Genomic DNA, 24,719 nt, shown 5'->3' on the forward strand with positions numbered 1-24,719 from the left:
CGATCTCCCCTGCCGCTAGCTTCCGACCGCCAGGAGTTCGCGTGCATGCGCGCCTCTGTGGCCTGAAGGCCTGGTCTTCCCCAGGGCCTGGAACATCGCCATGGTCCGCTGTGCGACGGCATCGATCCCGATATGCTCGGCTGCGAACTGCCTGGCTGCAAGCGACATCGCGAGACGACGCTCCGGTGACAGCAACAGCGCCGTGCGCATGCCGGCGGCAAAATGCGCAGGGTCGGATTTGGCCATGATGAAGCCGGTCTCACCATGGGTCACCACGTCCGCCGCGCCGCTCGCCCCGTAGATGATCGGGATCAAGCCCGCCGACATCGCCTCGAGCAGCGCGTTGGATTGCCCCTCGCGCATGGAGGCAGAAATGAAGAAATCGGCCTTCCACAACTCAGGATAGACATCCGCCGTATAGCCGGGGAAGCGGACGATCCCCCCCGGATCCCGCACCCTTGCCACGTTTTGCAGGCGCCGCCCTTCCGGACCGTCTCCCAGCAAAACCAGCTGCGCGCGGCTCCCCGGCGTATCTTCGGCACAAGCCAGCGCCGCCTCGAACACCACTTCCAGCCGTTTGTCCTCGACCAGACGGCCCGCGAAGATGAACCTGTTGCCCCCACGCGATGCAAGCGCTTCGACCAGCCGTTCTCGGGGCGGCAGCGCGACACCGTTCGGAAACGCGGCGACGCGTCCCGGCTCGACGCCAAGCTTATCCAGATCGGCCTCGATCTGCGCGCCATTGGCGACGAAGGCATCCACGTTCGCAAGCAGCAGGGACTTTATCCAGCCCCCGTAAAAATACCGCTTGGCACGAAGCGCCTCGAAATCCGAAGCTTCTCCCCCGCCCCCAAGCTTGATCGCCACAGGCGCCCCGGCGGCACGCGCCGCGAGCACGGGCCCGAGTGCATGGAGCCTGGCGTGAAAGACATAGACCGGCGTTTCCGGCGTGATCCGAGCGCGATACGTGCGCTGGAACCAGCGCGTCCAGCGGATGAACGAGGCGATGCGCCGCCCCCCCGCGCTGGGATAGAAACGGTCGTGAAACCGCTCGATACGCCCAAACGCGGTCTCCTCCCTGGCCGGTGCGTCGCTTGCGGTGCTGGGCGCCACGAGCGTCACGTCGATACCCATGCGCCCAAGCGCTTCGGCGAGGATATAGGCCTGCCGCGCCGCGCCTCCGACGCTGTCGGGGTAATAACCTGCGGTGACCAGGAACAGGCGTTCGATCATCGCCCGAACCGATCGCGATAGGCGGTCCACAGCATGCTCTCGTCGCCGACGGATGCCTTGTGAACGAACTCCATCATCTCTGCCGCCTCCTGCGGCGAGGTCACCAGTTTTACCGGCGCGGTCCACTGGCCCCATGCATCGAAGTAGGACGAAAGCTTGCCGTAGCTGTTATCGAGCGCAAACACCGGCTTGCCCAGCAACAGGCCAAGGATCGCGCCATGCATGCGCGAAGTGATCCACAAGGGATGTCGGTAGAGCCCCCGCGCGACCCGTATCACTTCGCGGCGCATGGCGGCAAAGTAAGCCTGGTCGAGGTCATAGAGCCTTACGCCGCGCCGTGCAGCCCCATATTGTCCACGGATGATGGCACGCTCGATCCGATAGCGGCGGCTTATCAGCACGTCCCAGTCGGTGAAGCGATCCTCCCGCCCGGCGATGGCGGCCGGGATCGCCGCCTGTTCCGCATCACGGCGCAGCAGCAGCAAGGGCTCGCTCGAAGCATTTCCGGCCTCCTGCGCGACATCTTCCCATAGCGATGGCCAGAGTTGATGCGCTATATCCGGCACCAACCTTGCGCGCTCACCGAAATAGGGCTTCACGATCGCCAGACTGTGCCTGTCACGCACGAACAGGGTGATGGCGGGATGGCTTGCAATGGCGCGGCACGACCGGTCGAGTTCGGCCTTGTCATCGAAATGCACGGTCTGCGGCATGATGACGACACGGTTTTCCGGAAAGGCCGCGATGATCCTTTCGCGCAACTGCTGGAAATGCGGATAGATGTCGCCGAAATTGCCCCCGCCATGGAAGACCAGCACGTCGCCGGGAGCAACGGCAGGCCCCGCATCTTCCACATTGTGAATATTGCGTGCCAGCTTGATCGTTATGCCATGTCGCTCGAAGAACTTGAGCGTTCCCAGGACGATCAGCTGATCGCCGACATTGGTGGTAAAGGCATAGTCGAGATAGACCACCTTTCCATCCCGAGGCAGAGTGGCCGCTATCTGGTCATGCATGTCACCAAGTGACGCCATGCCCGGACGGCTTTTGTACCATCCTTCCCTCATGCGCTGCCTCCTTTCATGCATTCACGGTGCGCATCGGACCGATGCCGCCGGCATCGCTTCCGAATTCGGAGGTCGCCAACGCGAAGAGCGGCGCATAGGCGGCCTCGACCCGCCCCAACTGGCGTTCCATGATCACTGCCCCCCGTGCACGCAGGTCTTCCCGCTGATCCGAAAGACAAGTCTCCACATGCGCGAGTACACGGCTCGCCCATCCCGAGACCTGCAGGCGCTCGGTCGGTATGGGGTATTCCATCTGCTGGAAGATCGCGGTGAGCTTGAATACCGACGGCTCGATGCTGACGACAGGCACGCCCTCGCTCAGCGCGAGAACCGACGCGTGCAGCCGGCTGCTGACCAGGACGCTGCAAGGGCGGTAGAGCCCGCGCAGTTCCTGATAGCCGGGTTGCCGCTCCACCACTTGCACGCCCGGGGCCATCGTCGCGAGGAAGCGCGCGAAATCGAGATCGTGATTCATGGCGTTCGAGACCAGCAGAAGGGGCTGGCCGAAGGCAGCCAAGCCTTTGATGAGCCGCTCCCATTCGTTGCTGCCAACCATCGCTTCCAGTCCGTTGATGGCCAGCGCGATCGTCCCGGGCCTGACATCGGCAGCATCGCCGGCACCCGGGCGCTTCGCCGCGAGGAACACCAGATCCGGCGATTCGACCAGCTTTCCGGCCGGAACACCCAGTTCACGGGCGGTTGCGATCGACTTGGCGTCGCGCAGGCCGACGTAGTCGGCCCGCGAATAGACGTGAGCGACCAACTTGCGCAGCCGCGCGTCGCCGACTTCGAGACTATGGTTGATGACCGCCGTACGCCTGCCCTGCCGCTGCGCGATCCGCAAGAGCAGCAGCAGGCGCACGACATGGTCGACGCTCGTCGGCGTGGGGCGTATCTCCCCCGCCGGATTCCAGATCACCAGCCTGGCCCGCATGCAGGCACGTACGGCCGTGGCAGGCTGGGCCTTCTCGATCAGGCCCAGCGCGGCGAGCCGCCGGCGCCATGCGATCCTGCGCTTGAGGGCCCGCAGGGGGCCGGCAAGTTCATGGCCACGGGTGTCCAGCTTCACCAGCGCCTCGCGCGCCAGGGGGGCATCGGGCGCTTCGACATCACCGTAGCGGGCCATAAGACGATCGGCCAGTGCCTCGAACCCGGCCACGGGATCTCCGCCCAACCCATCCAGCGTGAACTGCTCGAACATGCGGGGATAGCGGTCCAGTGCCCGCACTTCCTGTTCCCCCACATTGCTCAGCAGGAAATGGATCAGTTCCTTGGAAAGCGCTTCGTTGCCCGCATTCTGGGTCGACAGGCGGGTAATGACCAGGACGCCGTCAGCTTCCATAATTCTGTTCCCTGTACCGTAAGAAACCAGGCATTCGCGCCCTGGTGGCGGTTAAAGCGGCGAGCAGCTTTGCCGCGTTCCTTTTTCCGAACCAGAAGTCCGGCGACCATGTCGCGATGCGGATGCCGGCCAGCATTCCCGCCAAGCCCGCGACCGGGTGGCGGATCGCCATGCCCTGACCGGACAGCAACCAAAGCATCGCCCCATCGGCCGCCCCGATCAACGCCGCAAAGGCCAGCGCCCTGCAATGCAACTGCACGCTCGTCGCCAGGCTCACTTGCCCCAGCCCCGTCGCGTAGCGCATCGAGACCAGGTAGAAGATACATATCGCCACCGACGCCGCGATCGCGACACCCAGAACCCCCCAATGCGTACCCAGCAATGTCCCGCCGATCATCAGCACGGCGTACAGACCCTGCCGCGTCGCGGTTGAACGCGCCCGGCCGTTGGCGACCGCGAAATTCTCCGAGACCTTCACCGCGCAGCGCGGTAGGACGGTCGCAAACATGACCTGCGCCACCGGGATCGTGCCGACCCACTTCGATCCCAGCACGATCGCCACGATCCATGGTGCATGCAGCGTGAGCAGCACCGAGGCGACGGCATAGGCGGGCAGAACCAGGCCAAGGACGTCGATCAAAGCCGCGGAAAGACGATCGCGATCTTCACGCAGCTTTGCGAAGCTGGGCAACAGAACCCTCGACAGCGGAGTCGCCGTCGCTGCCACGAAAAGGTCGAGCAATTTCCAGCCGCGCGAATACAGCCCGAGGCTGACATCACCCATCACCCGGCCCACGACCGCGTTCGAACCGGTATTGGCGGCCCAGTTCATGATGTTCGCCAGACTGAAGAAACCGGCGCCGAACACCTCGCGCATCGCCTTGCGCTCAAGCAGCGGCAGGACCGGCATGCGCGCGTTCACCGCCAGCAGGGCAGCTTCCGCCGCGCCGGTCACCACCGCAGCCGCGACCAGCGCCCAGACACCGTATCCGAGCAATCCCAGCGGGATACCGACCAGGAAATTGCCGATGAACGCCGCGACGAGCGTGCCGGCGGCCATCACCCCGAACCGTCCCTGGAGTTGCAGCTGCGATGTCGCCACCGCAAATACCGCCTTGCACGGAATGACCAGCGCCGACACCGTGAGCACCCCGGCGAGATGCGGAAAAGCGAAGAAAGTCTCGATCCCGGGTGCCAGGCCTGCCACCATGAGCACCAGCAGTCCGGCCACCAGCAGCCCCATCGTGAGCGTGGTCCGCACGTCCTCTGGCCGAGCCGATCGCTTGCGCAGGAGATTCTGCCCGAACGCGCCGTCGAACAAGACGTTGGCGAGCGCGATCACGATCCACGCGGCCGCCATGACGCCGAAATCCCCGGGCGCCAGGAGCCGTGCCAGTACCGCCGTTGATGCAAGGCTCAACAAGGCATTTCCCAGCCGGCCGCTGACCAGCCAGATCATCCCTTTCGCAATGTTGGCTGCAACACTCATGATACCTATCCGATGCGAGAAAGGATGAAGCGGACGCACTGCCGGCTCACAAACCGCAGTATCACTGCACGCTGCAACGCAGCAATAGATTGAGGTCATTTGAAAGATATCGAATGATCCAAATCAGATCATTATGAACTTGATTATCTATAAATACTAAATCGATCAAATTCACAAAGCACAGTCTTATTTCCAGACCCTGACCTGATCGACCAGTATCTCTTGCGGAAGAGATAATTTGTCCGGAGCGCCCGTGATATTCGCGGTAAGCAGAAAGTAGAAGGAAAGCTCGAAGAATTTCGGATCCGCAGCAATTCGCCCCACTTCTCGGCCATCGACATAGATCACTGCGGCCGGTCGGCCATCGAGGCGTTCACGGCCCCGCAAGTCCACGCCGTAGTCGTGCCAGCCGAAGTCGGCGATCTCATCCATTCCCGTGTAGTCGCCAAGACCACGATGGCCGCCCGGCTCGCCGGGTCCCCATAGATGCAGCGAATGATGGTGGCCGCGTGCATCCCCCGAGCCGTAATATTCGATGACATCGACTTCCAGATGCCCGCGCCGCTTCGGATCATCGGGCGTCAGCAACCAGAACCCACCCCACGTTCCCCGCGCCCTCGGAAACCGGATGCGCGCTTCCCAATAGCAACCCGCGCATGTGAAGCCGCGCTTGCCGGGAACGATCGCGCCGCCTCGATAGGCTTGCGCGGCGTTCAGCGACTGGACATTCGCTCCGCGAATTCCGGCAGATCCCCGATAGGCGCGCAGTACAAGCAAGCCATCGCGCCAATCATAGCCATACCCGCCGGCGGCATCGAACCGCGCATGACCGAAATCCGCGTGCTGCCCGGCCCACAGCACGGGCCCGCGCAGTGATACCGGTGAATCGAATTCCTCCCGGTACGTCAACCGTGCACCGCCAAGGGAAAGCGGCCGCCCGCGATGGCGCTCATCCCATCCGTTCTTCGGCTTGGCCATCGCAACCTGCGATGGCGCCAGGGTTAGCGCTGCGAGCATCACCATCAGAGACAGGAACCTTGCGCCAACATACCGGCCGCCCGCCTCAGACATATTCGGCATGGGATGCCCGCAAGCCCTCGGCCTGAAGTCGCTGCAGTCGCGCGCGCACCCTGGGGGCGGACAGCACGGCGGCGTAGGCACGGTCGAGTTGCTCGAACATGGCAGCGAAAGTCCACTCATCGACCGGAGCGTGCTGCGCCGCGCGGGTCATTGCGGCAAGTCGGTCATCGTCCCGCACCAGCTTCAACGCCTCTCGGGCAATGGACGCGGCATCGCTGCGCCTGACGATCATGCCGTTGACGCCGCAATCGACCACTTCCTCGATCCCGCGGACGGGACTGACGACGGCGGGGCGCCCCCCCGCAAGACTCTGGACAATGACGCGCGGCAATCCTTCGCGCAAGGACGAGAGGACGCAGACATCCGCCAGCGCGACCAGCCTTTCCGGGTCGGTCCGATGCCCCAGCAGGCGCACGCGATCGGCAATGCCGAGGCTTGCGACCAATTCGCGAATGCTTGCCGCCTCCGGCCCGTCGCCTGCCAGCAGCAGCCGGGTGTCCTCACCCTCGCGCAATTCCTGCATGAAGCCTTCGATGAATTCGGCATGGCGCTTGCGCTTCTCCAAAGCCGCCAGCATCAGGATGGCCCGGGGTTTTGGCGCCACAGGGCCGACGCCCATCACCTGCCGCCAATCCTGTGGCCATTCCGAGCCGCGAAAGCGCTCTATGTCCATGCCCGAACGTACGACCGAATGCGGCCGACCGCTGCCTATGCGCGCGTGGCCATAAGCGCGCCGGGTACCATGACTGACATGCACGAAATGGTCGGTAAGTGGCGCAACCGCATGCTCGGCAAGAAGGTATACGCACTTCTCGGCAAGACCGACATTGCTGAAGGGGAGCATATGGACGCCGTGCACCACGGCCGGCACGCCGGCATTGCGCGCGGCAAAGCGCCCTACCGCGCCCGCCTTGCTGGTATGCGTGTGCACGATGTCGGCCTGCAAATCCCCGAAAAGCGCCGTCAGTCGCCGATAGGCGGCAAGATCATGGCGCCAGGAAACCTCGCGGATGAGTTCGGGAACGTAATGTATCCGCACTGAAGTGTTCCGGGACTGGTAATAATCGACGTTGGAATCCCGTCCGCAGACGAGGTGGACGATATGCCCCCTGCCGGCCTGGTGAACGCACGATGCCCAGGTATTCTCTTCCGCCCCGCCAGTAAGCATGCGCGTCTGCACATGAACGATCACCAGGGACCGGAGAAATTCCTTATGAGCCACTTCCACCATGACGCCCCTCATAGAGTCGGGGCGGCGAGCGTACTCGCCGCAACATGAATCCCCGGCCCAAGTGCATGATTTTATCGTCGCGCCTACACGCGGACACCGACGAAGATTCGTCTCGCTGAAAATGTTGCGCAGCAACATTGTACAGTCAACATAAAATACTTCTAGTTACATCCAGAATAATACGGATTATTACTTATCTCATATCAGAAATTAAAGAATTTCAACTTACGTCATTTGCCCAGCGCAGCAAATTCCGAAAGAATTCCATCAACGCTCTCCAGCCTTCATGCCAACCCGCTTCCGATTGATCGGCAGGCACCAGCGATCCACGGAACAGGAAGCCATCCGGTACCTCGAGAGCCAGGCCATCAAGGAACAGGGCCCGGCGCATCTGGCTGGAACTGAGCACATTGCGATCGCCGACCTTGACCGTGTAAGCGACAAGTTCAGTGCGCTCCATCGACCGCGCCACGAACCGGGAGACCGCCAGTTCCTCTCCGCTACCTGCGGATCGAGCTGGGAGGCGTGAAACATCATAGCCCTGCGTCGCATAACAGAACTCAGGCCAGTGAAAGCGACGCTCCTGGTGGAGTTCGCGCATGTACGCCAAATTGAGCATCACTTGCGGCGCATCCGGCGCCACGTAAGTGACCGCAACGACCCGATCGTACAACGCCAGCGCTTCCGCAAAGGCCCCGTCGAATTCGACCGGCGCGACCATGTCGGTCTCAACAGGGCTCAAATTCCACCGGCCGAGGCGCCGGGGCAGCGAGTCAAGAGCACGCGCCCTGGCTGCCGGTGCCTTATGCAGTCCTTGCCGCAACGCAAAGGCCGCTGCCGAACTACCGCAACCTGCAACCGCGAACGCGGCCCCGGCGAAGAGATCACGGCGACGGATCACGTCCCGGAGCCTGCAGAAGCTTCACCCACGCCCAGCGCTCTCGCCGCTGTGAGGAAGCCTCCCATCGCTATAAGGATTTCACCATAGGCCGCGAAATCGTGGACCGCCGCCTCCCCGCTGGCGCCGAACTGACCGGCTACGAGTACGAGGAAAATGATCCGCAGGAAGTTCGCCCCCAATGCGATCACCGGCACCAGCAGCAGGAAAGCCACGCCGCCCAGCCACGACCGTGGCGGCAGGAAATGCAGGAAGAGCACGCCGATCGCCACCATCGACACCATCGAGCGCAAGCCGATGCACGCGCCCGCGATACTGAGTTGGACGAAGCCGACGGTGACGATCACTCCGGTGGAGCTGACGGGATAACCGAACAGCGCGATGCTGGATGTCGCCAGCCTGGTCAGCAACAATCGCAGCGGCACGAGCAGACCGTCCACCGACGCCCCCAGCCAGGGCACGATGAAAACGAGCAGACCACACAGCAGCCACCATCGTTTCAACAACGACCATCCACCAAAGCCAAGGCATAGCCCCGCCACGCAGATCGGCAGCGAAACTCCGAGCAATTGGATCACGTCGGTCAAGCGGCCGAGGAAGAATATCGCAAGGCCCGCCATGACCAGCGCCGCCCCGGCAGCGGCCTCGGCGCGCGTGGACCTCCATCCGAACGCCGCGCGGTCGGCCCAGAATGCATAACCCGTCATGAGAAGCAGGACACTGCTGTGATTGTCGTCCTCATCCCAGAAGTACTGGGCACCGAACGTCGCGAGAACCGGCACATAAAGCGCCGCAAGGCCCATGGCCACCAGCGCCGCCGCCGCTACATCGGCCGACATGCCGCGCGCCTTCGAGACAGGGAGAGCGGAGATCGAAGTCACTTGCGCCAGGCCCGCTTACGCGTTCAACATCACGCCGCCGACGACGGGAATACCCGCGTCGTCGCACTCGTCGAGCATCCGTGTGGCAAGGCGCGCGCGCGTCACCCCCTCCCGCGTCACGGCCAATGCACCGCCACTCGCCAGCCCGGCCACCAGATAATCGTTCGACACACAAGCAGCAGGCGTATCGACGAAAATCGCGGCGAACTCTCCGCGGCGGCGTTCGATCAATGCCTGGATCGGCCGGTTCATGAACTGCACCGCGTCACGGCTTTCGATTTCCGACGCGGGAACCACGCACAGATTGGCGAACCCGGCGATACGCTGGCCGCTGCCACGTACCGTCTCCGGCGCTGCAAGGTCGAACACGTGGTGCAACGACGGATCGTGCGTGTCGGCATCGATCAGCAGAACCGACATGCCGGAACGCGCGAAGATGCACGCAAGGTTGGCGGCTACGGTCGATCGCCCCTCCCCTCGATCGGCACTGATGATCGAAAGCGCCGTGCTGCCGGTGCTGCCATTGAACCAGCGCAGCGCCAGTGTCTGTGCGACCCGCCGCAGATCTGCCGCACGCGACGAATGCGGATCATGCAGCGCGACCAGACTTTCGCTGGCTCGGCACATTTCCGACTTCAACTGGAGGCTTACGGACATGACGGGTTCCCTGGCTTGAATGTGTTCCGGACCGGACGAAGCTACCCGCTGCCACGCGGCAGCAGCCCGGAGACGAAACGGACCAGCCGCAAGCGTTCGTCGACGTTGAGGCGGATACTCCCCAGGTCGGGAATGCCGAGCCAGGTTTCGATCTGCTGGCTCGAACGAATACGGCGATCGACGAACTCCAGCATGAATGCGATCAGCACGCCCAGCGCCAAACCCGCCGCCGTGCCACCCAGCGCACTGGCAAGGCGCCTGGGAGAGACCGCCTTGGGATTGGGGAGGGCGGGGGCGAGCAGCGAAATGTTGGTCTGCGCCGTATTGTCGAGCACCTGGAGCTGGGCACGCCGCAGACCGATCTGGTCATAGGATGCCCGCAGATTCGCCAGATCCTGCTGAAGCACCGCAACTTCGTTCTGGGCGGCACGGCTTTGGATCACTTGCCCACGCTGGACATCGACCGCGCCGGAAATCGCCTGCTGCGCCAGCTTCGCCTGGGCTGCCTTCGCTTCGGCAGCCCTGCGGATCAAGCCTTCCTGGGACGCCATCTGCTCCCGCAGCGCAGCGATCTGGGAAACAACTTCGCGATACTGAGGATGATTGGGCCCCGCATCCACGGCGAGTTGCCGGCGCTGTGCCTCAAGACGCGCTATTTCCCCCTGCAGCCCCTGGATGACGGGGCTCGACATCGCATCGGGCAAGGCGGATGCAGCGGTCCTGGACATCGCGTCGGCGGTCTGCGCCTGAACCGATGCCAGTCCCGTGGACAATGCCGCCAGCCTTGCCGCATCGGGATCACTCTCGCCCTTGGAGGCGACGATCCCCAGCTGACGCTCCTTTGCCGCGAGAGCCGCTTGCGTGGCCTGCATCTTGCGGCCCAGATCGTCGAGTTGCTTCGTATACGAAGCGATCGTGCGGCGGGCCGGATCGCCCTGAAGCTGGATGTTGACTTCGATGAACGCGGCGGCGAACGCATTGGCCATGACGGCGGAGAAATCGGGGTCGCCGCTGAGATAGCTGATCTCCATCACGCGCGAATTCGTCGCGCTTGATTCCACGGCAAGGCCGCTGCTCAGTTTCTTGGCGATGACGTCCGCCAGAGGCCCTTGGCGAGGCGACCACTGGAACCTTCGCCCGGCATCCGCCTGCCGGGCGACACCGACGTCCTGCACGACCTGCTGGGCCACGCGATCGCTTTTCAGGATATCCTCCTGCGTAAGCAGGTAGTCTGACGAAAGCTGCTCTGCCACCGACTGCGGCCCGATGGTTTCCGGGGCGCGAACGACCGCCACGATCGTCGCGGTGGATTTGTACACCGGGCGTTTGAGCAGGATGAAGGAGGCCGCGAGCACCACGCCCAGCAGCGTGAAACCCGCAATGATCCTCCAGCGGACCAGCAATGCCTTCGATAGCCAGGTGGCGTTCATGTGCATGCTCCCGTCAGAACAGCCGCGAGCCGACGACGATGAGATCCTTCGGTGCCACGTCCTCACCTTCCTTCGCCTTGAAGGTGCGCTCTTCCTCGCCGTCCTGCCGGGTGATCCTGACCCGGCTGCGGGAACCGCGCGGTGTCAGCCCACCGGCGAGCGCGATGGCCCGCCCGATCGTGAGCCCCGGCTCCACCGTATAGGATCCGGCCTTCTGCACTTCGCCGGAGATGTAGAAACTGGGTGCCGGATTGACGATCAGCGTATCCTGCGGGGCGAGGACCAGGTCCACGCCGCCCGACAGGACATCGGCGGCGGGGATCGTGCGTTGCGATCCGTCCGAACGCATCAGGTGGATGCTCCCCCCGCCCAGTCCCAGTATCGCTCCGGAGCGCGCCAGCATCTCGCTGATGCGGATCTGCCCACGCTCCAGCGGATATTCGCCGGGCTTACCGACCGCTCCAAGCACCGACACGGTGCGACTGCGATAGCTCTGCACCAGCACGTTGACCACGGGATCGCGGAAAATCCCCGCCTCGCGCAGCCGGGCCGCCACCGCATCACCGATCCCGGGCGGGGTGAGGCCGTCCACCTTGACCTTTCCGATGAGGCTGAGGACGATCGTGCCATCCTCTCCCACTTCGACGACGCTGCTGTAATCGGGAGCGCGGTAGACCGTGACGGACAGCACATCGCCCGTACCCACGACATAAGACCGGCGCTGATCGATCACTTCCTGCGCGCCAGATGGCGAGGGCAAGAGGAAAAGCACCGCCGCCAGTCCCAGAAGCCAACCGGGCAGCCTCATTGCATCGCATCCTTTCGCGCCGCCAGATCGGCGCCGCTAGCCAGGCTTGGCTGCGTGACCTTGACGTTTCGCGTCTTGCGCAGTGCCTGCACCGTGGTTCTGACGAGTTCCGACTGGCGCTGTGCGACAAGACCCGCCTCGATACGCGGCCGGGCCGCCACCAAGGCGATCGGATCGATCTCGACCGACTGCACCTGGCCGAGATGGACGTGTCCCGGTGTCTGATAGACGATGGCATCGCCTGCCTGCAGGCGCTGCAGCGTCCGGCCTGGCGTGTCGGGAATTTCATCGCTGAACCGGACCAGAGTGACCGGAGTTATCGACGGCATCGCCTGCGCCAGCGCCGTCGCCAGTTCCCCCATGCCGCGCTTGTCCAGCGTTTCGACGTATTGGCGTACGTCGGGCAAGTCGCTGCGCACCACATATTCGCTCAGGACGAGCCGGCGGCGTTCGCCGAATTGCGCCTGATGCGCGGCATAGTACTGCCGGACTTCACGTTCGTCAGGCCGGAAGGAGTTGCCCGCGAGCTTCTGGACATAAGCCTGCGCGAGCACCGACCGTTTTGCCGCGGCAATCGCCTGGGCGGTCGCGGCCTGTTTGTCCAGACCTGCCTTGAGGGCTTCCTCGGCCAGCAGTTTCTCGCCTATCAAGCCTTCCATCACCGCTTGTCGCATTGGCCCGATGGCCTCCTTGGTCACGAGCGGCGACCGACGCAGCACCTGGTCATACTCCTGAACGGTGATCTCGAAGTCATCTCCCCGGACCAATACCTGATCCGGGGTGGTCTCCACATCGCCACATGCGCTCAAACCGGTGGCGGCCAACAGGGCCACACCAAGTCTGAGCACGACGCCTTGCTTCCGTGCTTGCCATCGGTCGAAAGTCACGCAACCTCGCATCGCCTTGAGGAAACCGGGAAAATGCGAAAGTCAGGCCGGGACCATCCGTTCGCCCTGGCTGCGCCGTCGGCGCCATAGCAGGCAGGCCCCGCCGGCAAGCGCCACCACCAGTCCCGCCGGTCCCGGCGCGGCAGCGGCATTCGTTGCCATCAGCCCGATCGCATAAGTCCCGCCCAGAGTGGGATTGAATGCCGTGCCCGTGACCACCACATAATAATCACCAGCGACAAGGTCCGTGAAGGTGGTCGTCTGGTCTGCGGTGATGGATCCGAGAAGGGTACCGCTGCCGACCGCACCGGAATAGAAGCTCGCCTGCACGCTGGACAAGCCGAACACCAACCCCGGAGCGAAGACGATCGGAGGCACCATCGACAGTCCGCCGCCGAGATTGTCCGTGTCCGCGAGCGCGAAAATCAACGTATCGGATGTGTTGACGCTGTTCAGGGTTCCCCCCAGACCGATCGGCGTCGTTTCCTGCAGCACCCCCAGATCGTACGTCACGGCATGCGCCGGAAGCGACAGCAACGACATCGCCGCCAGCCATGCTGCGACGGCGACCTTGAAGCCATATCGTATCATGTTACCCCCTTTTCCGACGAGCGGTGGATCCAAACGACATGCGATCGACAAGAATTGCCGCATCGCAGTGCATCTATGCCGTTAACAATCACAAATTAACGCCGGAAACTCAACACGCATTATGGTTGGAAACGGATGTTATAATTTTCCTTTTTCATACATCGACTTACAATTCATAAATTGACGGACATTTTAAATAATAAGTATAAATACATATTGAAGTGTTCGTGCATTTATATTTACGGAATGGCGCAGAAACGCAAATTCCATTTCGGCGATGCAGCACGAATGATCATCCGTTCCGAACCATTCCATCGACGGCACAGAGCCCTTCGTCCGAAGGTGACGGCCATGCCGCGCGCCCGGCAAAAGCGTTGGCGCCGATCGTGGCCGTGAAGCCGCACGCGGTTGCTGGCAGGCACGCGCGGTGGGCCCGGCGCCGCAAGCCATCATTCACGCAGCCAGAAATCGGGACGAGGGCAGCAAGGTTCGGGAGCAGCATGAGAGCCGGAACCCGGCCGTCTTCCGATGCCACCGCTTCCGGCGACACGGTCCCTGGCGCGGTCCACGGCTGGCTGCAATATCCGATCATGGCGCTCTACTGCTGCCTGCTGTACAAGCAGGTCGCCGCCGGCGTGGCCATGCTGGTCTTGTGCTCCGCAATGTGTGTGGTCTCCGCCGGCGGCCGGCGAATGGCGGCATCGATCGTCACAACCCCGGCTGCGAGCCTGGCGATCGCATACACGGCGCTCGCCACGGTGTCTGCCTTCATGGTGTCGTGGCCCGGCGGCATCGAGCGTACGGTGCAGTTCGCATTGACGACGCTCGCCGCGATCACCACCGCAGGCTACCTCCATGCACTCGGCCCATCCGCTTTCGACCGCTTTCGGATCCGGTTTGCGGTACTGAACCTGGCGATCCTGATGCATGTCGTGGCATTCCACCTGCTCACCGGCCACGTCGTTACATGGAAGTATCTGTACGACACCAAGTTTGTATTTTCCTCGATGGTGGTCGTCGTGTTCCTTTTCGAGGACCGGATCAGGAACCGGGGCATCGCCGCATGGTTCACGGCCCTCTCGCTGCTGGCTCTCCTCGTCCTGATGAGCGGCGAGCGAAAAGCCTACGTCCTGCTCTTGCTGATCTTCCTGATGTCCAGGGCGTCGCTCGCATCCAAGGTCATGACCCTCGGTGTCGCTGCAGCGCTGACGATGACGTTCGTGTCCGCGATGCCGCAATCCTACGTGGCGAGACAACTGCGGAGCGAGGCTGCCGATTCCTCGCAATTGAGCAACCGGTTCTTCTTCACCGTCGAAAGCATCGGCCAGCACAGTGACTATATCCGGACGTTCGTCAATCGGAACGCCCAGTTACTGTTCGAGGCACATCCGGTTCTGGGGACCGGGTCGACTGGTTACATGCATTGGGCACGCAAAAAGTACGGGTCTCTTACCGGGTCTCGCGGGTTGTCGATGAACGTTCACGGCGAAAGGTACCGGGTACCGGCCGAGAACGGCATCGTCGGCATTTTGACGGTCCTTGCCTACCTCACAGCCACGGCCGGTGCGGCAGTACGCTTCGCATGGCGACGCGGTGGGCTGGAAGCGGGCGCCCATGCGCGTTTCCCGCTGTATATGCTCGGGTTGCTGTGCACTTATATCTATGGCGAAGCGATGGATACCACCATGCTGCTGCTGATCCTGCTCACCGGGTTCATCGCTGCCGTGCCGCGGCCCGCGGCGGTCCGGGCCGGGGCCAGGACATGAAAATGCGAAATAGGCCCAGCCGGCCATCGTTCACGCCCGAAGCCGAGATACGACTGGCCACCCGGGCTATCCTGATCCTTCTCGTCGTGATCGGCCACAACAAGATATTCCGGGGGCATTTCTACTATTCAGGATACATCCTGATCTACTCCTTCCATGTCGGATCTTTCTTTCTGCTGTCCATGCTCTCCCCGCCCCGAAAGCCGGACTGGCGGGCTTTGCAAAGCATGCTTTCGCATCTTTACAGGCCATTTCTCGTCTTCACGCTTGGCTATGCCGTGCTGTACTTGCCGATATACCTTTCCACGCCGGAACAGACCCTGCGCGGATGGATGGGCAACCTGGTGCTTGCCGCAGGACTTGCCACCGCACCCTTTCTCGATGAAGCGACCGGATTGAAACTGCTTTGGTTCCTGCCCGCGTTCATGAGTTTTTGTCTGCTGTACAACGTCTACGGCCAGTTACGATCCGCGGCGAGGAGAACGGCATGGGCGGTCGCCGCGCTGGGGCATGCGACGATCGCCATGCTGCCACCGGAAACCCTGACGCTGGTGCCATTCGGGGCGGCCGTGACGATCTTCCTGTTCTTTCCGTCGCTGGTGTTCGCCTCGGCCAGATCGCTGCTGGACACACGATATGGCCCGCCGATCGTGATGGCCGGGTTCGCGTTCTGCTCCGTGCTGATCGTGACGTTCAGGATGGAAGTCATCCTCAGCGACTTCCGGATGCCCAGTGCCTCGACCCCGGCGGCACTCGCGCTGTGCGACATGCAGCTGCTGCTGGGCGCCCTGTCCTGCATGGTCTTCGCGCGAATGCTCGCCGGGTTCAAGCTGATGACCTGGATCGGCAGTCGGTCCTTGCAGATCTACCTGCTGCACGCGCCCTTCAACCTTGCCATTGCCGCCATTCTGAACCCTATACTACCATGGCCGCTGTCGATGTGCCTGACTATGGCGGCGACCCTGATCGCGGCCGCCTTTACCGCGCGGCTGATCGAAGCGACACCGGCCGGCCCGCTGATCTTCTCGGTTCCACGCAGGCCATTGCCCGCGTTGCACGCGAACCTGCCTGACCCTCGGCGCAGCGGAGAGAGGCGCCTCTCCCCAACTGCCGCCGGTCCGCCGGAGGCGAGTGCGGCCGATCAGGCAGAGCCTCGCCCGATTCTTGCGCATGACCCCCATCCCGGGTGATGCCTGCCCAAGGCCGTGCGTGGCAGGCCTGAAGCTGGAAGCCCGGCGCCTAGACGTTCTGGTTCATTTCGGGGGTTCATTCCGGCGGCGTCGAACTACGGCCCGTCAGGCCGCGTCCAGCGCGCCCGACACCAGATTGCCCGCGTGGAACACCGCCTTGCGCGGCGACTGGCGCGCCACCGCCTCGGCCGAGCAGGCGGCCGGGACCAGCACCATGTCGGCGGCGTCGCCTGCCTTGGGCCAGACCTGCTTGCCCGCGGCATCCAGCGGGGTCGGGCCGCCGGTGGCGATCTTCAGCGATTGCGAGATGGTGTACTCGTCGCTCCAGCCATAGAGCTGGCAGGCCAGCTTGGCCTTTTCCAGTACGTTGCCGCTGCCGAAGACCGACCAGTGATCCTCGACGCTGTCGGTGCCGGTGTAGACCTTGACGCCCTTGTCCAGCAGGATCGGGATCGGCATCATCCGCGTGCCGAACGGCAGCGTCGAGGCCACCGACATGTCCAGCGCGGCGAGGCGCGCGGCCAGTTCCTCCATCTCGGGCGCGGGCAGCGACATCATCGAGAAGGCGTGGCTGAGCGTCACCTTGCCGCGCAGTTCGGGTTCGCGCTCCACCGTGTCGGCGATGCGGCGGATCGCGGCGATGCCGCTGGCGCCGGGTTCGTGCAGGTGGATGTCCACGCCCTTGTCCATGTCGAGCGCGACCTGCATCATCGCATCGACCGACTTCTCCATGCCGCCGTCGAGCGCGGTGGGATCGATGCCGCCCACATGCGTCGCCCCCGCCGCCATCGCCGCGCGCATCGTCGGAATCAGGTCGGCGCTGACAAAGCCGTGCTGCGGGAACGCCACGATCTCATGCCCGAACCCGTCGGCGCGGCTGTCGAGCGCGTGCTTGAGCAGTTCGACGTGCTTGGTCCCCACCACCGGATCGACGTTGCACTGGCTGCGCGCGAACGTGGTGCCGTTGGACTGCAGCAGATCGACCAGCTTGCCCGCGCGCTCCTCCAGCGTGGGGAGGAGCTGCGGCAGCAGCGTCTGCTCCAGCTTGATCTGCCCGCGAATGCCCTCGGTCCGCTTGCGCGGGGGCACCCACGGGCCGCCGTAGAAGGTCTTGTCGAGGTGGATGTGCATGTCGCGGAACGAGGGGAGCAGCAGCATCCCTTGTCCATCGCGCACCGCCACACCCATCGGCGCAGGCGCATCGGCGGGGAGGATCGCGGCGATCTTCCCGCCTTGCACCAGCACCGAGGCTTTAGCCGTCTCGGTGCCAACCACCTCGCTGCCCTCGCGCCGGTAGCCTGTCTCCAGCGTCACGCCGCGCAGCAGGAAGCTCGCGCCCTTCGCCTCGGCGGGCTTCGCCCCGGCCGGCTTCATTTTCGCCGCCAGTGCCGGAGCCGCGACCCCGGCCGCCCCCGCCACCAGAGCGGCGGCAAGGATACCCCGGCGGGAAAGCTGCATGTCATTGCGATCCATCATCGTCGTCCCTTCCCTAAGCCTTAGAACTTGAACCGCGCACCGATCTTCATCTGCCAGACCGACTGCGTGTTGAAGCTGGTCGCCGCGCGGCCGACGAAGCTGTCGTACTGGTAGAAGTTGCCCTGCGTCGGGCAAGCCCCGGCGATCTGGCAATTGCGCGCCACCACGTTCGCCGAGACATAAGGCGACGGGATCTGCTGCAGCACGCCCCACTTGCGGTTGAGAAGATTGCCCAGGTTCTCGACGTCGAGATAGATCTCCGCCTTCGCCCCGTCGGGGAAGAAGCCCGGAATCTCCTGACTGATCCGCATGTCGATCGTCGTCAGCGCAGGCGCCTTGAAGGCATTGCGCGGCGCGATCTTGCCCGCATACTTGAGCAGCCCGTTCTGCTTCAGGAAAGCATTGAACGCGGCGATGTCGAAGCCCGGCGCATACGTCACGATCGCATCGCTGCCCGCCGTCACCTGCCCGCCGCTGGTCTGCGGCACGTAGAGCAGCTGGCGATTGCGCGTCGCCAGCGCGCCGTTCTCGCCCACCAGCATGTCCGCGGCCATGTTGGCATTCGCGCCCACATCGAAGGTATAGCTGAACACCTGCCCCGAGCGCCTCTGCCCGAACAGCGTCAGGCGCGTGCGGTTGTCGCCGAAGAAGGCATGCGAATAGCTGACCGACAGCTTCGACAGATGGCGGAACTCATAGTTCGAGGTCGCCAGATCGGGATCGTTCGGGTCCGAAGTCGCCACCCCGCTGTAGTTCGACGCCGCCACCGTGGTGATACCGGGATTGACGTCCTTCGAGCGGATGTAGGTGTGCGAGAACATCGCCTCCAGCCCGTCCAGCGGCCCTTCACGCCAGGTCTTCGCCAGCGCCAGACCCAGCTGGTTGGCATAGCCCTGCTTGGTATTGGTCACCAGAATATCGTTACGGTTCTCGCGCCCCGGCAGATACGTCGGCCGCCCGTCCGGCGCATCCGGCCCGCGATTGGCGCCGGCATAGAGTTCGTACCACGCCACCGCATTCTGCACTTCGGAGTGGATGAACTCACCCGCCACGCGCCAGCCGTTGCCGAACGCGCCCAGATCGAACTCCTTCTGCGCCCCGATCGACATCTTCCACGTCGACTGCGGCTTGAAGTTCTTGTCGAGCGCATTGATGAGCCCCTGCCCGCGCGCCGCGCTGGCGGTATTGGCCGCCTGCAGCGCCGGGTTGACGTTGAACCCGTCCACGTTGCTCAGCCCCGCAAGGCATGCCGCGCTCGCCGTGACACTCCGGGTGCAGGTGACGTTACCCAGCATCTGCCCGGTGTTGTAGAAGGTGTTCGCCGTCCACACCGTGGGCGAGCCGCCGCCGAACAGGCCGACGCCGCCATAGACCGTCAGCGTCGGATCGGGCTTCCAGTTGAACCCGAAGCGCGGCTGCAGCAGGTGCTTGCCGTCGAGGTTCTCGGTATTGGAAATGCCGTAGCGCGCCATCACCACCGGGTTCTCGTCCGGCCGGTCCGACTGCTCGAAGAAGTCGTAGCGCAGGCCCGCCTTGATCGTCAGTTCGGGCAGCACCGACCATTCGTCCTGCAGGTAGAGCGTGTTCGTCGTGGTGTGCAGCGTGAAGCCCGCATCCGCCTTCACGTTATTGCCCGCATTGGCATAGCTGACCGAAGAGGCATTGCCCGCGCGCAGATCGTCCAGCGAGTTGAACACGTAGGAGCCGTTGGCGTTCTGCACGAAGAGATCCCAGATCTTCAGCGCCTCGCGCTCGTACCCGGCGGTGATGCGGTGCGATCCGGCGGTATAGGTCGCCTTGGCGCGGTACTGCTGCAGATACGTCGTCAGCTCGTTCGCCTGATACGAGGCATTGGTGCCCGCATAGACGCTCGGGCCCGTGGTGGTGCCGTTCAGGTAGACGCGGAACTGCGCGAAATCGTTGCCCGCCAGCGGGAAGCCGGGGTTGTCCATCTTCTTGTAGGACGCGCTGATTTCGGTGCTGAAGTTGTCGGTCCAGTCGGAGAACACCTGCGCCTTGTAGACGTCGAGGTTGTTCTGCCGCTCCACCCACTGCGACAGCAGCCCCAGCGACGTGCTCGACCCGGTCAGCGTGTTGCCGTTCGCCGAAATCGAGGAACCGCGCGTGCGCTGATACGAAACCGTGGCGCGGTGGCCCGGCGCGATGTTCCAGTCCAGCTTGCCGAAGAACTTCTCGTCGCGCGAAGGCAGCTTGGTCGCCTCGTAGCCGAGCGGGTCGTAGCCGTAGCGGTCCTTCAGGATCTGGCGCACTTCGTTGGCCTGTGCCACGCTGACGCCGGGCACCTGATTGGCGAAGTCCGAACCCGAAGGGCCGACCAGCGACGGCTCCGAACGCTCGAACTTCTCGTAGTTCAGCGTGAAGAACAGCGTGTCCTTGATGATCGGGCCGGTCAGCGTGGCGCCGAAGGTCTTTTCGGAGAACTTGCCGGTCAGGCGGCGGTCCTGCTTCGATCCGTCCTGGAAATCGGTGTAGCCGAAGCGGCCGCCCTGCAGCGCATCGCCGGTATATTCGTAGAAGACCTGACCGTGGAAGCTGTTGCCGCCCGATTTGGTAGTGGCATTCAGCGTGCAGCCGCCGAACGCGCCGTAGTTCACGTCATAAGGCGCCAGTTCCACGCCCAGCGTTTCGACCACGTCGATCGAGATCGGCGAGCGCTGCGTGGGATAGCCGTTGGCCTGCAGCCCGAAATCGTCGTTCTGGCGCACGCCGTCGATGGTCAGCGAATTGGTGCGGTTGTTGGCGCCGCCGCAGACCAGCGCATCGCTGTTGCTGGGATCGACCGCGACGAACGGGTTCATCCGCGCCAGATCCTTCAGATCGCGGCTGATCGACGGCGCCGCCTCGATCTTCTGCGCGGAGAAGTTCGAACTCGGTCCGGTCTTGAGGTCGCCGCCCTCGAACGATTTGCCGCTGACGACGATCTCGGTGACTTCGCCCAGCGCGAAGTTGAGCTGGAAGGCATCGCCGGTATTGATCGCGGGCACGTCGACCGACTTGGTGCCCAGTTCCGGCGACGTCGCGGTGACGCGGTACGGCCCGCCGGGTCGCAGGTTGCGCACGGCATAGACGCCGTCGGCGCTGGTGGTCGCGGTGGTCGTCGTGCCCGAGGGAACGTGGACCACGGTGACCGGCACACCGCCGACGGGATTGCCGTCCGGATCGGTCAGGCGGCCGTTGATCGCGCCTGTAATGATCTGCGCGTGGATCGCGGTCGGCACCGCAAGCGCGATCCCCATCGCACCCAGAGAAAGACCGAGAGAAAATCTGGCAGTCAGCTTCGCGTTACGCATGATCGTCACCCCCATGGCTGTCGAGATCACGACCGGAATGCGGTGCGGCGGGCTGTTACCCTTCCCGCACCTGGCGACCCGATCGCTCGTTGCGACTCATGTCATAAGGCGATCTTCGTCGATCATCCAAGATTAAATCGTCAACGATCTAACAATTTTTCGCGAACGTTGATTTTCTGCGGGTTTCTGTTGCGACGCAGCATTTGGGCGACGATGCGGATGCCGGTTGGGTGAGATTTTCAGGCTGTTGAAAATCGAATCGTTCACGATATAGAAGCACAGCGCTGGCGCCGATCCGCCCCACTGAAGGCCTGTCGCAGCCTTTCAGGGCACCGCTGGCCCCCTTTGTGGTACCGTTAGGTGCCGTTGAGTGCCGTTGAGTACCGGCCGGAAAAACCGGCGGATTCCCGCAAAAGCCTCGCCCAGAACCACCCCGTCACCCCTGCGAAGGCAGGGAGCCAGCCCCACCCCTTTCGTCATTGCGAGCGCAGCGAAGCAATCCAGGGCGGCGGTAAACTGCCCTGGATTGCTTCGCTGCGCTCGCAATGACGCGACGAAGGTAGTGCCGAAGGTAGCGATCAGATCCGATCGATGGCGGTTTCCCGCGCCTCGCCCTGCAAGGCGAAGCGGTCCCGCGTGCGGGTATAGAAGCTGGCACCGAAGCGCCCGACCGGGAAATAGTCCTGCAGATTCACTCGCCAGAGTGCGGTATCGACCAGTCCCTCGCGCGCATGCAAGTGCAGGATTTTCCCCAGGAAGATATACCGGCTCTCGGTTTCGATCGTCTCCCACAACCGGCATTCGAAGGCGATCGGCGCCTCAAGGATACGCGGCGGCAGGACGCCGGTGGACGGCACCGAATGGAAGCCGACAAGGTCCAGCTCGCTCTGCTCGGGCGGCAGCGAAGTGCCGCAATCGTGCATCTGCGCGGCGATCGCCTCATCCGCCATGTGGACGACGAATTCCTGCGATTCCAGAATGTTGGCAGCGGTATCCTTGAGCGCGCCGTCCTGCAGCCGGTTGATCGATATCATCACCAGCGGCGGGTCTTCGCCCAGCATCGCGAACATGCTGAAGGGCGCCGCATTGACCACGCCGCCCGCATTGACGGTGGTGACCAGCGCGATCGGCCGCGGCACGATCAGGCTCGCCATCAGCTTGTAGCGCTGATAGGCGCCGATCGCCTCGAAATCGACGTGCGTGGCGGGCGCGGAGACGCTCATCCCAGGTTCAACATCTGCGCAAGGCTCTGCGTCGAAGACCCGCGATCGAGGCTGATATTGTCCTCAAGTGCACGCAGATGGCGGCCCATCTCGGCGCGGGCCGAGGCGACGTCGCCCTTCTCCATGTAGTCGACGATGCGCCCGTGCTCGGCATGCTCGCAGGCGGCATTCCCGGTCGGCTGGTACAGCGCCACGATCAGCGAGCACCGCGTCATCAGTTCGGTCAGGTAGTTGGTCAGGATCGGGTTCCCCGCCACCGCCGCGATGCGCAAGTGGAACTCGCGCGCACACGCCGCCCAGGCGGGCTGATAGAGGTTGTGCGTAACCTCATGCTCATGCGCAAGCAGCTTGCGCAAGTCGGCCAGATCCTTCGCCGTATGCCGCCGCGCCGCGATCTCGACGATCGAGACTTCCAGCGCGCGCCGCGCCTCGAAGATCTGCCGCGTTTCCTCAGGCGTAGGCGCGGCGATGACGGCACCCTTGTTGGGCCGCAATTCGACGATCCGTTCGTGCTCAAGCCTCTGTAAAACCTTGCGAATTACCGCTCGCGAAACCCCGAACAACTCGCAGAGCGCCGGCTCCGGCAGCTTGGTCCCGGGCGTCAGCCGCTGGTTGAGCACGCTGTCGAACACGGTCTGGTAGATATGCTGCTCGACATCGCCCCCACTGGCGACCGCAGCCCCCCCCAGATCAGGCCCAGCCTCAGCCTTGCGCACGCGGCGGCGCCCGGAATTGCTGACGGAAGTGGCACCGTCCGACATATCGACACTCTGCTCCATGATCCAAAACCACCCTCAAACCCCACTCACCACCCCAAAACCCCCGATGAAAGCACCTGATTCGCTCTGCACCAGAATCAATTCCGTTGGCAAGAACAATCATCTACAATTTACATCACAAATCGTCTACGATTTTTCCATTGAATTGTTTTTCAAGAATGGTAGCCAACTTGCAAAATTCAATGAAGGCGAACCATGGCGATTCTTGTTTCCAGGCGCTCGATCCTATCCGGCTTGGCCGTCGGTGCGGCAGCGGCGCTTTCCGGCTGCGGACAGCGGGCCGATCGTATCGGCATCGGCCTGATAACCGCCCTCACAGCCCAGTCAGCCAAGTCGGGCGAAGCGATCTCGCGCGGATTGTCCATCGCCATCGATGAGATCAACGCAAACGGCGGACTGCTCGGTCGCAGGCTGGAACTGATCCGCCGGGATGATGAGAGCAACCCCGGCAAAGGCGTCATCGCAGCGCGAGAGCTTCTCTACAAGGAAGGCGTGGCAGTACTGTTCGGCGGGCTGGATACGCCGGTCGCCCGCGCCATCGTACCCATCGCCACGTCGGCTCGGACGCCTTTCGTGGTACCCTGGGCGGCGGGAACGGCGATCACGCATAACGGCACCGCCCCAAATTACGTGTTCCGCGTTTCGGCCGTCGACGAACTGGTCGACAAGGCGATGGTCGCCTTTGCCCGGAACAATTACGGCGCTCGCCGCCCCGGCCTTATCCTGCTGAACAATCCATGGGGCCAGTCCAACGAAAAGGGTCTCAAGGCCGCACTTGCCGCTACCGCATTGCCTTTGGCGGGATCGGAAAAATTCGAGCACTCGGACGTCGATGTCACACCGCAACTGGGACGCCTGCGGGCGGCCGGAGCAGACTGCCTCCTGATGGTGGCGACGGTCGGACCCTCAGCCCAGGTCGTGAAGTCCCTGGACCAGATGGGCTGGGACGTGCCCATCGTCTCTCATTGGGGCCCGGCCGGCGGACGCTTTTCCGAACTGGCCGGACCTCACGCGAACCGGGTGAAATTCGTGCAGACATACAGCTTCCTCGGTGCCGACAGCCCGGCGAAGACCCGCATCCTCGCAGCGCTCGAGACGAAGTACCCGGATATCGAAGGACCGCAGGACGTGACACCCGCCGTAGGCGTCGCCAATGCCTACGATGCCATGCACCTTGCAGGGCTCGCCATTCGTAAGGCCGGATCGCTCGATGGCGAGGCGGTGCGGCGCGGCTTCACCCGGATCGGACGCTACGAAGGCCTCATCAAGACTTACGACGCCCCGTTCGCACACGGCCAGGATGCCCTGAACGAAAGCGACTATATCTGGGCCGAATTCGACCGGGGCCACATCGTACCCCTGCCAGTGAAGGCGGTCTGA

Annotated in this window: 20 protein-coding genes; 3 read left to right on the forward strand and 17 right to left on the reverse strand. The window is 63.5% G+C overall.

All coding sequences use genetic code 11. The features are described 5' to 3' along the window. Positions 1–15 precede the first annotated feature (15 nt). From V2S85_RS03870 to V2S85_RS03930, 13 genes are all read right to left on the reverse strand, one after another. The gene (locus V2S85_RS03870) at positions 16–1,233 is read right to left on the reverse strand and encodes a glycosyltransferase family 4 protein (protein ID WP_330701552.1); all 1,218 of its coding nucleotides are present in this window, start codon (positions 1,231–1,233) and stop codon (positions 16–18) included. After that, a complete protein-coding gene (locus V2S85_RS03875) occupies positions 1,230–2,207 on the reverse strand; it encodes a polysaccharide pyruvyl transferase family protein (RefSeq protein ID WP_330701553.1) in 978 nt (325 codons plus the stop codon). Before V2S85_RS03875 ends, V2S85_RS03870 begins: the two co-directional genes overlap by 4 nt. 106 nt (positions 2,208–2,313) lie before the next feature. Next, positions 2,314–3,642, reverse strand: a complete 1,329-nt coding sequence (locus tag V2S85_RS03880; RefSeq protein ID WP_330701554.1) for a polysaccharide pyruvyl transferase family protein — start codon at positions 3,640–3,642, stop codon at positions 2,314–2,316. Further along, positions 3,632–5,131 carry an oligosaccharide flippase family protein gene (locus V2S85_RS03885; RefSeq protein WP_330701555.1) on the reverse strand — a complete coding sequence of 500 codons (1,500 nt, stop codon included), beginning with the start codon at positions 5,129–5,131 and terminating at the stop codon, positions 3,632–3,634. Before V2S85_RS03885 ends, V2S85_RS03880 begins: the two co-directional genes overlap by 11 nt. A gap of 186 nt (positions 5,132–5,317) precedes the next feature. Further along, positions 5,318–6,154, reverse strand: a complete 837-nt coding sequence (locus V2S85_RS03890) for a hypothetical protein (protein WP_330701556.1) — start codon at positions 6,152–6,154, stop codon at positions 5,318–5,320. Between the two features lie 40 nt (positions 6,155–6,194). Beyond that, positions 6,195–7,580 carry a glycosyltransferase gene (locus V2S85_RS03895; protein ID WP_330701557.1) on the reverse strand — a complete coding sequence of 462 codons (1,386 nt, stop codon included), beginning with the start codon at positions 7,578–7,580 and terminating at the stop codon, positions 6,195–6,197. Between the two features lie 82 nt (positions 7,581–7,662). Further along, entirely contained in the window at positions 7,663–8,343 is a 681-nt protein-coding gene (locus V2S85_RS03900; RefSeq protein ID WP_330701558.1) for an exosortase C-terminal domain/associated protein EpsI, read from the reverse strand. Further along, complete coding sequence (locus tag V2S85_RS03905; protein ID WP_330701559.1) at positions 8,340–9,179, reverse strand: exosortase/archaeosortase family protein; 840 nt, start codon at positions 9,177–9,179, stop codon at positions 8,340–8,342. The genes V2S85_RS03900 and V2S85_RS03905 overlap by 4 nt, the downstream gene beginning before the upstream one ends. A 57-nt stretch (positions 9,180–9,236) precedes the next feature. Then, positions 9,237–9,878: a P-loop NTPase gene (locus V2S85_RS03910; protein WP_330701560.1), complete on the reverse strand. Its 642-nt coding sequence runs from the start codon at positions 9,876–9,878 to the stop codon at positions 9,237–9,239. A 41-nt stretch (positions 9,879–9,919) separates the two neighbouring features. Continuing rightward, positions 9,920–11,308, reverse strand: a complete 1,389-nt coding sequence (locus V2S85_RS03915; protein ID WP_330701561.1) for a Wzz/FepE/Etk N-terminal domain-containing protein — start codon at positions 11,306–11,308, stop codon at positions 9,920–9,922. A gap of 13 nt (positions 11,309–11,321) precedes the next feature. Then, entirely contained in the window at positions 11,322–12,116 is a 795-nt protein-coding gene (locus tag V2S85_RS03920) for a polysaccharide biosynthesis/export family protein (RefSeq protein ID WP_330701562.1), read from the reverse strand. Then, positions 12,113–13,003, reverse strand: coding sequence for a peptidyl-prolyl cis-trans isomerase (locus V2S85_RS03925; protein ID WP_330701563.1), 891 nt, complete (start codon positions 13,001–13,003; stop codon positions 12,113–12,115). The genes V2S85_RS03920 and V2S85_RS03925 overlap by 4 nt, the downstream gene beginning before the upstream one ends. A gap of 42 nt (positions 13,004–13,045) precedes the next feature. Beyond that, complete coding sequence (locus V2S85_RS03930; protein WP_330701564.1) at positions 13,046–13,546, reverse strand: hypothetical protein; 501 nt, start codon at positions 13,544–13,546, stop codon at positions 13,046–13,048. A 548-nt stretch (positions 13,547–14,094) separates the two neighbouring features. Between V2S85_RS03930 and V2S85_RS03935 the strand changes: the two genes are divergently transcribed. Both V2S85_RS03935 and V2S85_RS03940 read left to right on the forward strand, forming a co-directional pair. Continuing rightward, entirely contained in the window at positions 14,095–15,360 is a 1,266-nt protein-coding gene (locus V2S85_RS03935) for a hypothetical protein (protein WP_330701565.1), read from the forward strand. Next, positions 15,357–16,550 carry an acyltransferase gene (locus tag V2S85_RS03940; protein ID WP_330701566.1) on the forward strand — a complete coding sequence of 398 codons (1,194 nt, stop codon included), beginning with the start codon at positions 15,357–15,359 and terminating at the stop codon, positions 16,548–16,550. The genes V2S85_RS03935 and V2S85_RS03940 overlap by 4 nt, the downstream gene beginning before the upstream one ends. Positions 16,551–16,655: 105 nt before the next feature. Here V2S85_RS03940 and V2S85_RS03945 read toward each other — a convergent pair whose 3' ends face one another. The 4 genes from V2S85_RS03945 to V2S85_RS03960 form a co-directional block, all read right to left on the reverse strand. Next, positions 16,656–18,023, reverse strand: coding sequence for an amidohydrolase (locus V2S85_RS03945; RefSeq protein WP_330701567.1), 1,368 nt, complete (start codon positions 18,021–18,023; stop codon positions 16,656–16,658). A gap of 23 nt (positions 18,024–18,046) precedes the next feature. Continuing rightward, the gene (locus V2S85_RS03950; RefSeq protein ID WP_330701568.1) at positions 18,047–21,337 is read right to left on the reverse strand and encodes a TonB-dependent receptor; all 3,291 of its coding nucleotides are present in this window, start codon (positions 21,335–21,337) and stop codon (positions 18,047–18,049) included. Positions 21,338–21,915: 578 nt separating this feature from the next. After that, on the reverse strand, positions 21,916–22,560 hold the full coding sequence (locus V2S85_RS03955) for a flavin reductase family protein (RefSeq protein ID WP_330701569.1): 645 nt from the start codon (positions 22,558–22,560) through the stop codon (positions 21,916–21,918). After that, the gene (locus V2S85_RS03960) at positions 22,557–23,339 is read right to left on the reverse strand and encodes a GntR family transcriptional regulator (RefSeq protein ID WP_330701570.1); all 783 of its coding nucleotides are present in this window, start codon (positions 23,337–23,339) and stop codon (positions 22,557–22,559) included. Before V2S85_RS03960 ends, V2S85_RS03955 begins: the two co-directional genes overlap by 4 nt. Positions 23,340–23,534: 195 nt before the next feature. On the opposite strand from V2S85_RS03960, the gene V2S85_RS03965 reads away from it, so the two are divergent. Continuing rightward, positions 23,535–24,719: an ABC transporter substrate-binding protein gene (locus V2S85_RS03965; protein WP_330701571.1), complete on the forward strand. Its 1,185-nt coding sequence runs from the start codon at positions 23,535–23,537 to the stop codon at positions 24,717–24,719.

Origin of the sequence: Novosphingobium resinovorum, from assembly GCF_036352595.1 — a bacterium.
Taxonomy (GTDB): domain Bacteria; phylum Pseudomonadota; class Alphaproteobacteria; order Sphingomonadales; family Sphingomonadaceae; genus Novosphingobium; species Novosphingobium resinovorum_B.

Coding starts and splice junctions, on each gene's coding strand:
- V2S85_RS03870 (WP_330701552.1), bottom strand. CDS start 1,233: ATGATCGAACGCCTGTTCCTGGTCACCGCAGGTTATTACCCCGACAGC.
- V2S85_RS03880 (WP_330701554.1), bottom strand. CDS start 3,642: ATGGAAGCTGACGGCGTCCTGGTCATTACCCGCCTGTCGACCCAGAAT.
- V2S85_RS03885 (WP_330701555.1), bottom strand. CDS start 5,131: ATGAGTGTTGCAGCCAACATTGCGAAAGGGATGATCTGGCTGGTCAGC.
- V2S85_RS03890 (WP_330701556.1), bottom strand. CDS start 6,154: ATGGTGATGCTCGCAGCGCTAACCCTGGCGCCATCGCAGGTTGCGATG.
- V2S85_RS03895 (WP_330701557.1), bottom strand. CDS start 7,580: ATGTTGCTGCGCAACATTTTCAGCGAGACGAATCTTCGTCGGTGTCCG.
- V2S85_RS03905 (WP_330701559.1), bottom strand. CDS start 9,179: ATGTCGGCCGATGTAGCGGCGGCGGCGCTGGTGGCCATGGGCCTTGCG.
- V2S85_RS03910 (WP_330701560.1), bottom strand. CDS start 9,878: ATGTCCGTAAGCCTCCAGTTGAAGTCGGAAATGTGCCGAGCCAGCGAA.
- V2S85_RS03915 (WP_330701561.1), bottom strand. CDS start 11,308: ATGAACGCCACCTGGCTATCGAAGGCATTGCTGGTCCGCTGGAGGATC.
- V2S85_RS03920 (WP_330701562.1), bottom strand. CDS start 12,116: ATGAGGCTGCCCGGTTGGCTTCTGGGACTGGCGGCGGTGCTTTTCCTC.
- V2S85_RS03930 (WP_330701564.1), bottom strand. CDS start 13,546: ATGTCGTTGCTGTCGCTTCCGGCGCATGCCGTGACGTACGATCTGGGG.
- V2S85_RS03935 (WP_330701565.1), top strand. CDS start 14,095: ATGAGAGCCGGAACCCGGCCGTCTTCCGATGCCACCGCTTCCGGCGAC.
- V2S85_RS03940 (WP_330701566.1), top strand. CDS start 15,357: ATGAAAATGCGAAATAGGCCCAGCCGGCCATCGTTCACGCCCGAAGCC.
- V2S85_RS03945 (WP_330701567.1), bottom strand. CDS start 18,023: ATGGATCGCAATGACATGCAGCTTTCCCGCCGGGGTATCCTTGCCGCC.
- V2S85_RS03950 (WP_330701568.1), bottom strand. CDS start 21,337: ATGCGTAACGCGAAGCTGACTGCCAGATTTTCTCTCGGTCTTTCTCTG.
- V2S85_RS03955 (WP_330701569.1), bottom strand. CDS start 22,560: ATGAGCGTCTCCGCGCCCGCCACGCACGTCGATTTCGAGGCGATCGGC.
- V2S85_RS03960 (WP_330701570.1), bottom strand. CDS start 23,339: ATGGAGCAGAGTGTCGATATGTCGGACGGTGCCACTTCCGTCAGCAAT.
- V2S85_RS03965 (WP_330701571.1), top strand. CDS start 23,535: ATGGCGATTCTTGTTTCCAGGCGCTCGATCCTATCCGGCTTGGCCGTC.